This window comes from Pseudomonas sp. NFR16 (assembly GCF_900108875.1).
In the GTDB taxonomy this organism is placed as follows: Bacteria; Pseudomonadota; Gammaproteobacteria; order Pseudomonadales; family Pseudomonadaceae; genus Aquipseudomonas.
Window position 1 is genome coordinate 1,795,406 of sequence record NZ_FNYJ01000001.1, and the last position, 12,567, is coordinate 1,807,972.

Annotated in this window: 7 protein-coding genes and 1 other RNA gene; 2 read left to right on the forward strand and 6 right to left on the reverse strand. The window is 61.6% G+C overall.

Going from position 1 to position 12,567, the window contains the following annotated elements; translation table 11 throughout:
* Positions 1-135 precede the first annotated feature (135 nt).
* Positions 136-1,077: a LysR family transcriptional regulator gene (locus BMZ10_RS07960; RefSeq protein WP_093459478.1), complete on the forward strand. Its 942-nt coding sequence runs from the start codon at positions 136-138 to the stop codon at positions 1,075-1,077.
* 96 nt (positions 1,078-1,173) lie between these two features.
* Here BMZ10_RS07960 and ffs read toward each other — a convergent pair.
* Positions 1,174-1,270, reverse strand: an RNA gene (gene ffs, locus BMZ10_RS07965) — signal recognition particle sRNA small type.
* Between the two features lie 230 nt (positions 1,271-1,500).
* On the opposite strand from ffs, the gene BMZ10_RS07970 reads away from it, so the two are divergent.
* Positions 1,501-1,989 carry a GNAT family N-acetyltransferase gene (locus BMZ10_RS07970; RefSeq protein WP_093459481.1) on the forward strand — a complete coding sequence of 163 codons (489 nt, stop codon included), beginning with the start codon at positions 1,501-1,503 and terminating at the stop codon, positions 1,987-1,989.
* A gap of 6 nt (positions 1,990-1,995) precedes the next feature.
* Here the strand turns inward: BMZ10_RS07970 and BMZ10_RS07975 are convergent, their stop codons facing one another.
* The 5 genes from BMZ10_RS07975 to smc form a co-directional block, all read right to left on the reverse strand.
* Positions 1,996-3,801, reverse strand: coding sequence for a putative bifunctional diguanylate cyclase/phosphodiesterase (locus BMZ10_RS07975; protein ID WP_093459484.1), 1,806 nt, complete (start codon positions 3,799-3,801; stop codon positions 1,996-1,998).
* A gap of 166 nt (positions 3,802-3,967) precedes the next feature.
* The gene (locus BMZ10_RS07980; RefSeq protein WP_093459487.1) at positions 3,968-5,134 is read right to left on the reverse strand and encodes a zinc-binding metallopeptidase family protein; all 1,167 of its coding nucleotides are present in this window, start codon (positions 5,132-5,134) and stop codon (positions 3,968-3,970) included.
* Between the two features lie 236 nt (positions 5,135-5,370).
* Positions 5,371-7,734, reverse strand: coding sequence for an NAD-dependent DNA ligase LigA (ligA, locus tag BMZ10_RS07985; RefSeq protein WP_093459490.1), 2,364 nt, complete (start codon positions 7,732-7,734; stop codon positions 5,371-5,373).
* A 213-nt stretch (positions 7,735-7,947) separates the two neighbouring features.
* Positions 7,948-8,814: a cell division protein ZipA gene (gene zipA, locus BMZ10_RS07990; protein ID WP_093459493.1), complete on the reverse strand. Its 867-nt coding sequence runs from the start codon at positions 8,812-8,814 to the stop codon at positions 7,948-7,950.
* Between the two features lie 264 nt (positions 8,815-9,078).
* A complete protein-coding gene (gene smc / locus BMZ10_RS07995; RefSeq protein WP_093459496.1) occupies positions 9,079-12,567 on the reverse strand; it encodes a chromosome segregation protein SMC in 3,489 nt (1,162 codons plus the stop codon).

Here is a 12,567-nt window from a genome sequence, read left to right on the forward strand (position 1 = left end):
GAGTGATCTCCAAGGTGGGTGGCGAGCGACTCATCGAGTCGCCCAGACAATGCCCATAGGTTATTGGAGAATTTTGGTAACATTTAAGCCATTCACTACGAAGTGATATGAATCCTGGTCACCAATGAGGTCACGATGAACGCTTCCGACAGCCTCAAGGGCATCGACGTCTTTGTCAGCGTCGCGATGCTGGGCAGCTTCTCTGCCGCCGCCAAGCGCCTGGGACTGACCAACTCGGCGATCAGCAAAAGCATCGCTCGACTCGAGCAGCGGCTCGACACGCGCCTTTTCAACCGCACCACGCGACGGTTGTCGCTGACCGACGCCGGGGCGCAGTACTACAGGACCTGCTCCGAAGTGCTGGGTTGTCTGGAAGAGGCCGAACAGGTGTTGAAGACCGAAAATGCCGAGCCCCACGGCAAGGTCCGTCTGGACCTGCCCGCCTCGTTCGGGCGCCTGCACGTATTGCCGCTGATGCTCGACTTCCTGCACGAGCATCCGCTGCTGTTGCCGCACATCACCTTCTCCGACCGCTTCATCGATCTGGTGGATCAGGGCATCGACATCGTCGTCCGAATCGGTGCGCCGGACGCCTGGCCTGCATTGCTGGGGCACAAGTTTCTCGGCGCGCAGCGGCTGGTGTTTTGCGCATCGCCCGGCTACCTCGCGGCGCACGGCACGCCCCGCCAGGCCCACGAACTGGCGGATCACGCCTGCGTGCTTTACGGCCATGAGAATGGCAGCGTCACGGCCTGGTCGATGGCGGGCGAGCAAGGGAACGTCGACCGCCACGTCATGCACGGCCGCATTGCCATCGGCGACGGCGAGGGTCAACTCATGGCCGCCTTGGCCGGCCTGGGCATCACCCAGTTGCCGACGTGGCTGGTGGACAAGCACCTGCAGAGCGGCGCGCTGGTCGAAGTGCTTCCGGAACTCGCGGTGCGCAGCCTGCCGATCAACCTCATCTGGCTGAAAAGCCGGCAAAGTCTGCCGAAAGTCAAAGCGCTGCTCAGCGTGTTAGGGGCCTGCCTGACGCCTGCCGGAAGGACCCATGTCGAGGCCGAAAAGGACACTTGAATGTCGGACACGACGAATCATCGCGAGGAGCCGCATGGCCGTGCGTGACGTAAAGATGGAGGATGACTGAAGCAGGAGGGATTCGTTAGGAGGCAACCCCACCAGCCACACCCCGGCACACAATGTTCCCGCTGTGGCTGCTCCCTTCCGGGCCTGACCAGGTTAACGGGTAATCGTTGCGGGGGGACCGATGGGGTCACCATAACGACACTCGCCAGTCGGCGAGCCGCGCCATTGTACCGGTCTGGCGCGAAGTTACAACCTCTTGTTTCAGATTGAGAATTTTATCGGCTCCAACCCGTTTCGATGACGCCAGACGGCGCGGCGCAGGGCAGAAATGCGGCACAATCAGTGCCTGATTTTTTCCACCTTCGTACACAGCGTGGCAGATTCTGCCTGAACCCTGCCCGTCCCGGACGCCCCATGCACAGCACGTTGATGAAATACCAGGCGTTGTCGGCATCGCAGCACGCCCGGTTGCTGGAAATCGAACTGCCGAGGCAGCAAGTGAGTTACGTCGGCGACATCCATGGCGGCCTGCATTCGTTGACGGCACGGCCGGCATGCGACATTCAGGGTTACGCGCTGCTGGTGGACGACATCCCTCGAGGATTTTTCCTGCTCAAGCGCAGGACGCTGCTGCCGCCTTGGGCCAGTGGCAATACCGCAACCTTTCACGCGCTGATGATCGATCATCGGCATCAAGGGTTGGGACTCGGCCGCGAATGCCTGGCCAGGCTGCCGGCTGTTGTGCGCGAAGGCTGGCCGGAGGTGGAGCAACTGATGTTGGCGGTGGAAGCCGACAATGAAGCCGCCCGCCGCCTTTATCTGAACGCGGGCTGGCAGGACGTCCCTGCGCCGACGGGCATCGCGCTGGGGCGCGAAAGGCTGATGCTGTTGAAACTGCGCTGAGGGCCGTCAGCCTCCCAGCGCCCGCAACTGCCTGACTTTATGAGTGCGTTCGCCGTTCATCCAGTGTTCCAGGCCGCTGACCGTCATCGGCCGGGCGATAAGATAACCCTGGACTTCGTGGCAACCCAACTGACAGAGGATTTCGTAAACGGCCTCGGTTTCTGCGCCTTCGGCCACCACTCGGTAGCCCAGACGCCGGGCCAGATCGACGATGGCCTCGACCAGACGACGGTCCTTCTCATTGACGTCGAGGTGCTCGACCAGCGACTTGTCGAGTTTGACGGTGGTCGCGGGTATCTGGCGCAGGTAGCTCCAGTTGCTGTAGCCGGTGCCGAAGTCATCAATGGCGATGTCGATGTCCAGCGCCCGCAGACGCTCGAGTTGCAGACGCGTGAGGTCCGGATTCTCACACAACGCGCTTTCGGTGAACTCCAGTTCGAAGCGACCGGGGTCCAGCCCGCTGATGGCCAGCTGCTCGAACAATGCATCGCTGAACAGCGAGTTCGCCAGATCGATGGCCGACACGTTCATCGCGACCTTGAACGCATAACCCTGTGCCTGCCAGCGCACGGCCTGTTCGACAGCGTAGCGCAGCACCCACAGGCTGAGCGAGCGAATCAGCGCAGTCTTTTCGGCCAGTGGAATGAACTCGGCCGGGCTGATCGGCCCCAGCACGGGATGCTGCCAGCGCAGCAGCGCCTCGACGGTGACGACCCTCCCGCTCGACACCTCCATACGCGGCTGAAACACCAGTGACAACTGATCCGGGCTGCGCACCGCGTCCGCCAGTGAGGCGAGCAGGAGAAAGGCGCGCTGCTGGGCGAAATCCAGATGCGGCTCGTACCATCGCCATCCGGTCGCCTTGCCACGCGCCTCATCGGCGGCGCTGACCACCAGTCGAATCCAGTCCTTTTCATCCCGGCGATCCAGTCCCAGCGGCAATACACCGATGCCGACGTCCATCTGGATGGGGATGTTGCGGCAGATCAAGGGTTCGCGAAAATGCTTGAGCAAATGCCGGAACAATTGCTCAGCCTGTTCCGGCCCGGTATGACGGGTGATCAAGGCGATGCGCGTCGGACTGACCTTGTACAGCGCCGTGTCTTCGGGCAACAACCGGCGACAGCTGTCGATCATGCCGCGCACCAGCTCCTGCGCGAAGCTGTATCCCAGCGCCTTGACGATGCTGTCCAGAAACGCCGGATCGACCATATCGAGGGCAACCAGTGCGTGTTCATGCCGATCGGCCAGCGCAACGATGTCCTCCTCAAGTCGCCGTCGATTGAACAGGCCGGTGGGCTGATCGACATAGCTGGCCTTGCGCAGGTTGTTCAGTCGCTTCATGACCAGCTGACCGTACATTTCCAGCATCGTCACCTCGCGCGGGCCAAGCGCGGCGCGGGGTCGGTTATCGATAATGCACAGCGTGCCCAGTGCAAGGCCGTCGGCCGTCACCAGTGGCACGCCGGCATAGAAACGGATGTGCGGCTCGCCCGTGACCATGGGGTTGTCGCGAAAACGCGAATCCTGTGTTGCATCCGGAATCTGCAACACGTCACGTCCGAGAATGGAGTAAGCGCAGAAGGAAATGTCGCGCGGGGTTTCGCGCTCTTCGAGGCCGGTGCCGGCGCGAAACCACTGTTGGTGTTCGCTGACGATGGACACCAGCGCGATGGGCACCTCGAACACCAGCGCGACCATGTCGACGATATGATCCAGCACATCGTCGGCGGTCGAGTCGAGAAGCCCCATGTGAGTGATGCGGGACAGCCGCGAAGCCTCGTTAAGAGGCATCGGAGCACTATTGGCCATATCTGAAATCCCTGTTCAACTGCTCAGCGCCAGTAGTATCAAAACGATATTGTTAGGCAAAGTAGCACTAGATTCAGACGTTTGCAGAAGCTCGCAGACCGGCGGTGCTGACACGGTTGGCGCGGCAAAGTTGCAGCGATTGCGGGGCGTCGGGCACCCGCGCGGCTCATTGCACCTGGAGCACCTCGTCCGCTTTGCCGCCTGCCCCTTGAATCACCAGATGAATGAAATGCAGCTTGGTGATGACGGCGGGCGGCAGCACAAACGGATAGAAGTCAGGCTGGCCCATGGCGCGCGACAGCTCGTTGAGCATGCCGGCAAGCTCGATCCACGCATTGACGAACGTCAGGAACGCGGGCCCGCCCGGATGCTGCGGGTCGAAAAGCGTTTCCAGTCCGAACGGCTGGTAGTCGAGGTCCATGTCGCGGGCGCTCATCCCCAGGCTCAACGCCGTGTCGACGGCATCCATCATGTGCAGGTAATGTGCCCAGGTTTCAGCCCAGTCTTCCCAAGGATGCATGGTGGCGTAGGCGCTGACGTAATGCTGCTGCCAGTCCGCCGGGGCGCCGTGCTGGTAGTGATGATCCAGCGCATCGGCGTAGCTGGCGCGGTCATCGCCGAACAGGTTGCGAAAACCGTCCTGCCAGTAGGTGTCAGCGATCAGGCGATCCCAGTAGTAATGTCCGACTTCGTGGCGGAAATGCCCGAGAAGCGTGCGGTAAGGTTCGTGCATCTGGACACGTACTTTCTCACGAATAGCGTCGTCGGCTTCTTCAACGTTGAGGGTGATCAGGCCGTGGGCGTGCCCTGTGGTCGGCAGATTGCCTTCCAGATCGACACCGAGAAATTCGAACGCCAGACCGCGCTGCTCGTCCACGCTCTTGGGGATGACCTGCAGCCCCAGTGTGATCAGCTGCGCCACCAGGCGCCGCTTGGCGGTTTCGATCTTGCGCCAGCGCTCCGGGTTTTCCGGCACGGATAAGTCGGGAATGGTCTTGTTGAGGCTACAGGCCACGCAGAACTCGCCGGCATTGAGCGCCGGAAACAGCCAGTTGCACCCAGCGGGGGTATCCAGATTCGCGCAGCGGCGATACAGCCCGGCCTGAGGCTCATCACTCAAACGCCAGGTGTTGAGGTCGGGCCCCGGCTCAAGGGCCGCGATCCTGCCCTGCTCCGGCAGATAACCCAGTGCTGCCGAACACGCCAGACACTGGCTGTTACGGAAGAATACCGACTGCCCACAACGGCACTGCCAGACCTTGTTGTTGCGCTTGCTTTCACCGGCAAAGGGCGCCGCGATCCGAGTGCTGAGTTGTTCGAAGAACTGGAACATGGCCATCTCCTGAGTGGGCTGCAAGCACTAGATCATCGGGGGTTGCGGCGGTTCCGTGGATTTTATCCGCGAGGGGCATGGGCAGTGGGTGCATCGGATATGCGTTCCCCCAGTTAAAGCGCCTTCCCGGCTGAAGCCGGTCCTACCGGGACAGACCGCCTTCCCGGCTAAAGCCGATCCTACTGGGGAAGAGGTCGGCATTAGCGCTGTGCTTACGCCCCCCTACAGCAAACGGGTCATTCCACCGGAACGTTGTGCTTCTTGAGAAACGCAACAAACGCCTCTTCGTCCAGCACCTTGAGCCCCAGCTCGTTGGCTTTGGTCAGTTTCGAGCCGGCCCCCGGACCGGCGACCACGGTGTGGGTCTTGGCCGAGACGGAACCGGACACCTTGGCGCCCAGGCTTTCGAGCTTGTCCTTGGCGACGTCGCGACTCATCAGTTCCAGCGAGCCGGTCAGCACCCAGGTCTGCCCTGCCAGCGGCAAACCTTCGACAATTTTCTTTTCGCTCTGCCAGTGCATGCCGAAGTCTTTGAGCTGTTGCTCGATGGCGATCGCGCGGTCGGCGTTCGCCTTGATATCAAAGAAGGCTCTGACCGATTGCGCCTGTTTCTCCGGCAGGGTCTGGCGCATGTCCAGCCAGTCAGCCTTGACCACGCCTTCCAGCGTGGTGAATTTGTCCGCCAGTTTTTGCGCGGCGCCGGGGCCGACCGATGGAATGTTGAGTTTGTCGAGCATGCCGCCCAAGGTGGCGCTGGCCGCGAACTCGGCGCCCAGATCGCCGGTGTCCTGCAACACCATGTTGCATTCGCCAAGCAATGCGCCAATGACGTTCTGGTTGTGTTCGTCCTCGAAGAAGCTGTGAATCTCGTGTGCCACTTCCAGGCCGATGTCCGGCAGGTACGTCAGCACTTCAGGCAGCGCGGCCTTCACCCGCTCCAGCGAACCGAGCGAGCGTGCGAGCACTTTGGCGGTTTCCTCGCCGACGTCGGGAATGCCCAGCGCATAAATGAAACGCGCCAGCGTCGGCTGCTTGCTGTCGTCGATGGCCTTGAGCAGTTTCTTGCTGGAGATTTCGGCGAAGCCTTCCAGGTCGATGATTTGCTCGTATTCCAGCTTGTACAGGTCAGCGGGCGAGCCAATCAGCTTTTCGTCCACCAACTGCTCGATGGTCTTGTCGCCCAGGCCTTCGATGTCCATCGCGCGTCGGGACACGTAGTGGATGATCGCCTGTTTGAGCTGCGCACCGCAGGCCAGGCGACCGACGCAGCGATACACCGCCCCTTCGCTGACCGTTTCCTTGCCCTTGCTGCGCTTGATCAGCTGCGTGCGTTCGACCTGCGAGCCACACACCGGGCAGGTCTGCGGAATCTCGACTTTGCGGGCGTTGTCGGGACGCCGCTCCAGCACGACCTGAACCACCTGCGGGATCACATCGCCGGCACGACGGATGATCACGGTGTCACCGATCATCAGGCCCAGGCGCGCGACTTCGTCCATGTTGTGCAGCGTAGCGTTGGCCACGGTGACGCCGGCCACCTTGACCGGCTTGAGGCGCGCGACCGGCGTCACGGCGCCGGTGCGGCCGACCTGGAATTCCACGTCAAGCAGTTCGGTGAGCTCTTCCATGGCCGGAAATTTGTGTGCGATGGCCCAGCGCGGCTCACGTGCGCGAAATCCCAGTTCGCGCTGGGAAGCAATGCTGTTGACCTTGAACACCACGCCGTCGATCTCATACGGCAGGGACAGCCGACGCTCGCCGATGTCGTGGTAATACTTGAGGCAATCCTCGATGCCCTCGGCCACCTTCAGCTCTCGGCTGATCGGCATGCCCCACTCTTTGAGCTGCTTGAGATTGCCGATGTGAGTCTCGGCAATGTCGTGGGACACCTGACCGATGCCGTAACAGCAGAATTCCAGCGGGCGATTGGCGGTGATCTTCGAGTCCAGCTGGCGCAAGCTGCCGGCCGCGGCGTTGCGCGGGTTGGCGAAGGTCTTGCCGCCAATCTCCAGCTGACTGGCGTTCAGACGCTCGAACCCGGCCTTGGACATAAACACTTCGCCGCGCACTTCGAGGGTTTCCGGCCAGCCTTTGCCGTGCAACTTCAGCGGGATATTGCGCACTGTGCGCACGTTGACGCTGATGTCCTCGCCCGTGGTGCCATCGCCGCGAGTGGCGCCGCGGACCAGCGCACCGTTCTGATACAGCAGGCTGACGGCCAGACCGTCGAGCTTGGGCTCGCAGCTGTACTCGACCTTGGTGGCACTGCCGAACAGATCACCGGTGGGCAGATCGAGGCCTTCGTTGACCCGCCGATCAAACTCGCGCAAGTCGGTTTCTTCGAAGGCGTTGCCAAGGCTGAGCATAGGGATTTCATGCCTGACCTGGGTGAACGCCGACAGCGCCGCGCTGCCGACACGCTGGGTCGGCGAATCGGGCGTGACCAGATGCGGGTTGTCTGCTTCCAGCGCTTTCAACTCGTGGAACAGGCGGTCGTACTCGACGTCCGGAATGCTCGGCTCGTCGAGGACGTGATACCGGTAGTTGTGCAGGTCCAGCTCTGCGCGCAGTTCCAGGATTCGTTGTTCGACGGTGTTCATACGGTGTTCTCTCGAAAAGCAAAAGAGCAGCCGAAGCTGCTCATTCGTGGTCGTGCTAAACCTGTAGGAGCGTGGCTGGTCCCGCGATCGACGGGGAACCCGTCGCAACCTCGGCTAATGCGGTATTTCTGGACAAACGCGTTTGCGGGATTTGCTGCCGCTTCGCGACAGATCGGGGGACAAGCCACGCTCCTACAGGGTTGCGTCGCTCAATCAACGACGCTGAGTCAGCGCGCGGCGTTCGAACTCGACGATGCGCTGGCGGTAATGCTCGATGGTCTGCGCGGTCATGACGCTGCGCTGATCATCCTTGAGTTCGCCGTTGAGTTCATGGGCCAGTTTACGCGCCGCGGCCACCATCACATCAAACGCCTGCTTGGGATGACGCGGACCTGGCAAGCCGAGGAAGAAGCTCACCGCACGAGTGCTGAAATGGTCGATATCGTCCAGATCGAACACGCCCGGCTTGACCGCGTTGGCCATGGAGAACAGCACTTCGCCATTGCCTGCCATGCTTTCGTGGCGATGGAAAATGTCCATTTCACCGAAGCGCAGGCCGCTTTCCAGAATGTTTTGTAACAAAGCAGGCCCTTTGAAACCGCTTTCGTCGCGAGAAATGACGCTGATCACCAGCACCTCTTCCACCGGCGCCAGGTCCTTGTCTTCAGTGATGCGCTGGGTCGGCTTGTCGTCCGGGAAGTCGTCGTCGCGGGCCGAGAACAGGTTCGGGCCGTCGAGGTCCAGGTTCAGGTCGCCCTGCTGCGGTTCGTCCTTGCGCTTGCCGCGCTTGCTTTCACGCTCAGGGCGCTCCGCCCGCTCAGGCCGCTCGCGAGCCGCGCTCATGGCCGGCAGATCCTGCTCGTCCAGTTGCGGCTCTTTATGGGTTTCCAGAACACGCGCAGGGCCCAGCACCTCGGCGGACGAACCTTCGTCGTCGTCCGGCAGGTTGGAGAAGCTGCGGTCCAGCCTGAATTTCAGCTTGCCTTTGCCGCCGCGCATCCGGCGCCAGCCGTCAAAAAGAATCCCGGCGATGACAATTATGCCGATGACGATCAGCCACTCTCGCAGACCGATTTCCATGTAATCCCGTGCCTCTAATGAAAATTCTGAAAAGTAAGGGCGTAAACCCCTTTAAAACGTGGAGCCAACTCTATGTTCTGAATGGCGTTTTACCCACGCGAAATGAAAAAGTGGACATTAAGCTAGCACGACCAAAGGTAACTTTACACCGTCTGTTACATCTGGCATGCCGCGAGGATCTGTACCTCTGCGGCGGTTGATCCTGTACCGAGCCATCGAGCGCCACTTTTCCCTCATCAATCCGTTCGGCTGCGCCGCAGCCCGTTATGCATCCACCAGCGCCATGGCCTCCTCTACGTCCACCGCCACGAGGCGCGAACACCCGGGCTCATGCATTGTCACGCCCATCAGTTGATCGGCCATTTCCATGGCGATCTTGTTGTGGGTGATGTAGATGAACTGCACCGTTTGCGACATCTCCTTGACCAGTCGGGCATAGCGGCCCACGTTGGCGTCGTCCAGCGGTGCGTCGACCTCGTCGAGCATGCAGAACGGTGCCGGGTTGAGTTTGAAAATGGCAAAAACCAGCGCCAGCGCGGTCAGGGCTTTTTCGCCGCCGGACAGCAGATGGATCGTGCTGTTCTTCTTGCCCGGGGGACGCGCCATGATCGTCACCCCTGTATCGAGTAAATCTTCGCCCGTCAGTTCCAAGTAAGCGCTGCCGCCACCGAAAACTTTTGGAAAAAGTGCCTGAATTCCGCTGTTTATCTGATCAAAGGTCTCTTTGAAGCGATTGCGCGTTTCTTTGTCGATCTTGCGAATGACGTTTTCCAGCGTGTCCAGTGCCTCGACCAGGTCGGCATCCTGAGCGTCGAGGTAACGCTTGCGCTCGGACTGCTGCTGGTATTCATCGATGGCGGCCAGGTTGATGGCGCCCAGACGCTGTATCCGCGCGGCGATGCGCTCCAGCTCCTCCTCGGCTTCCTTCTCGTTGGCCTCCGGCGTCAAGGTCGCCAGCACGCCATTCAGATCGTAGCCGTCTTCGTGCAATTGCTCCTGAAGCGTCTTGCGTCGCACCGTGAGTGACTGCCATTCCAGCCGCTGCTGCTCCAGTTGTCCACGCAGCAACTGCGATTGCTGCTCGGCCTGGGTACGACGTTTCTCGGCTTCACGCAGGTCGCGGTCGGCGTCTTCCAGAGCGTTTTTCGCGGTGCGCATTTCGTCGTCGACGACCATACGCCGCTCCAGCAGCTCTTCGAGTTTCAAGCGCAGTTCTTCAAGCGGCGCCTCGCCCTCTTCCAGGCCCAGACTCAACTGTTCACGCTTCTCGGTCAGGCGCTCGGACTGCATCTCCAGACGCTCCAGGGCCTGACGCGTCGAGTCGTGCTGAGCGCGCAAGGAGCTCAGCCTGACGGCCAACTGATTGCCGTGATCCTTGTGCTGCCGCGCTTCCTGACGCACCCGATCAAGCCGTTCACGCAAGCTGTCGCGCTGGGCCAGCAGCAGTTCGCGCTGCTCGGTGTCGAGCGCCATGCTGTCGAGCGCGTCCTGCAATTGCAGGCGCGACTCGCCCAAGCTCTCCTGCTCGATGGCGCGCTGCTCGCCGAGCTCGGTCAATTCTTCATCCAGCCGCGTGCGGCGCAGGGTCAATTGCTCGACCTTGGCTTTGGCTGCCGACAGCTGAGCCTTGAGCTCACTTTGCTGACGGGCTTCGTCCTGCAGGCGTCGGCGCAGTTGCTCACGACCGTCTTCCTGCACGCGCTGCTGCTCGCGCTGGGTGAGCAACAGTTCTTCAAGCGCAGCCAGCGTGGCTTCACGCTCCTCGCGTTCGGCTTCCAGACGCTGCAACTCCTGGCCGCGCGCCAGTACGCCGCTCTCGGCCTCGCTGGCGCGACGCACCCGCAGAAAGTCACGGCCGACCCAGTAGCCGTCGCGACTGATCAGGCTTTGCCCGGCGCTCAGTTGCGAACGCAGTGCCAGGGCATCGTCGAGGGTTTCGACCGGCTTGACCTGACCGAGCCAATGGCTCAGGTCGACGCCGGTTTCGACTTTGTCGAGCAGACTGCCCGGAATGCGGGTCCTGTCGGCTGCGGGGCTGACCAGACGCAGATCACCCTGATTGAAACCGGCCAGATCAAGGCCCGAGAAAGTGTCGACCAGCACCGCATGCAGATCGGCGCCCAGCACGGTTTCCACGGCCAGCTCCCAGCCCGATTCGACGCGCAAGCCTTCAGCCAGACGAGGACGCTCGCTCAACTGATGCTCGCGCAGCCATTCGGCGGTGCCGGTGCCGGGATCCAGCGCCGCCTGTTGCAACGCTTCCAGCGAAGCGATGCGGCCATTCAGACGCTGCAGATCGCCCTGCGCCTGCTGTTGCGACTGAGTCGTCTGCTGCAGTTCGAGGCGCAATTGCTCGAGGCGCTCGACCAGCTGTTCTTCTTCGGCGGTCAGGTCTTCGAACGCCATTTCCCGCGCCGCGAGGTCTTCGCTGAGCGCCAGGATTGCCGCGTCTTCCGGGTCGGCCGCCAGCAACTGGCGCTCTTCGCCCAACCGGCGCTGTCGTTCGGCCAGGCGCTCCAAACTGGTTTCCAGCTGCTGGATCCGCGATTGCTGGACCTCGGCCTGGCGTCGCGGCTCGGCGGACGTCAGGTTGAAGGCGTCCCATTTCTCCTGCCAGCCGTGCATTGCACTTTCAGCCTCTTCCAGCGCGGCGGCGGACTCCTCGGCGGCGGCGAGGGTCATTTCCTGCTCGGGCTCAAGCATTTCCAGCTCTTCGCCCAGCGTCGCCAACAGCGTGCGGTCATGGCCCAGATGAGATTCGGTTTCCTGCCGCGCGCGCTCGGCTTCGCGCAGATCGTCCTGCAACTGACGCAGCCGCTGCTGGCCGTGCTGAATGCTTTGCTCGACACGGGCAATGTCGCCGCCGACCGAATAAAAGCGGCCCTGCACCTGATTGAAGCGCTCGGAAAGATCGTGATGCCCATCGCGCAAGCGTTCGATGGACGCATCGGCGCTGCGCTGATCGGCCACCAGCGCCTCGAAACTGACTTCCTGAGTGCCGATGATTGCCTCGCGCTGCGCGACCTGATCGTTCAGCGCCTGCCAGCGCAACGCCGACAGCTGCGCCTTGAGCTGGCGCTCCTCGGCTTTATATTCCTGATACTTCTCGGCGGCCTGGGCCTGACGATACAGACGTTCGAGCTGGCGCTCGAGTTCTTCGCGCAGGTCAGTCAGGCGCGCCAGGTTTTCGTGGGTACGGCGGATGCGGTTTTCGGTTTCCCGGCGGCGCTCCTTGTACTTGGAAATACCGGCGGCCTCTTCGATGAAGTTGCGCAGATCCTCAGGCTTGGCTTCGATCAGCTTGGAAATCATCCCTTGTTCGATGATCGAGTAGCTGCGCGGACCCAGGCCGGTGCCGAGGAAAATATCGGTGATGTCGCGACGACGGCACTTGGTGCCGTTCAGGTAATAGCTGTTCTGGCTGTCGCGGGTGACCTTGCGGCGAATGGAGATTTCCGCGTAGGCGGCGTATTCGCCCACCAGCGTGTTGTCCGAGTTGTCGAAGACCAGCTCGATGCTCGCCTGACTGACCGGTTTACGGCTGGTAGAGCCGTTGAAAATGACATCGGTCATCGACTCGCCGCGCAGGTTTTTGGCCGAGCTTTCGCCCATGACCCAGCGCACCGCGTCGATGATGTTGGACTTGCCGCATCCATTGGGGCCGACCACGGCCGCCATGTTGCTGGGGAAGTTCACCGTCGTCGGATCGACGAAGGATTTGAACCCGGCCAGCCTGATGCATTTAAGGCGCAT

What these genes read in the sequence shown, in the direction of transcription:
- BMZ10_RS07980 (WP_093459487.1), bottom strand. Translation starts at nt 5,134, where the DNA reads ATGTTCCAGTTCTTCGAACAACTCAGCACTCGGATCGCGGCGCCCTTT.
- BMZ10_RS07970 (WP_093459481.1), top strand. Translation starts at nt 1,501, where the DNA reads ATGCACAGCACGTTGATGAAATACCAGGCGTTGTCGGCATCGCAGCAC.
- zipA (WP_093459493.1), bottom strand. Translation starts at nt 8,814, where the DNA reads ATGGAAATCGGTCTGCGAGAGTGGCTGATCGTCATCGGCATAATTGTC.
- BMZ10_RS07960 (WP_093459478.1), top strand. Translation starts at nt 136, where the DNA reads ATGAACGCTTCCGACAGCCTCAAGGGCATCGACGTCTTTGTCAGCGTC.
- smc (WP_093459496.1), bottom strand. Translation starts at nt 12,567, where the DNA reads ATGCGCCTTAAATGCATCAGGCTGGCCGGGTTCAAATCCTTCGTCGAT.
- ligA (WP_093459490.1), bottom strand. Translation starts at nt 7,734, where the DNA reads ATGAACACCGTCGAACAACGAATCCTGGAACTGCGCGCAGAGCTGGAC.
- BMZ10_RS07975 (WP_093459484.1), bottom strand. Translation starts at nt 3,801, where the DNA reads ATGGCCAATAGTGCTCCGATGCCTCTTAACGAGGCTTCGCGGCTGTCC.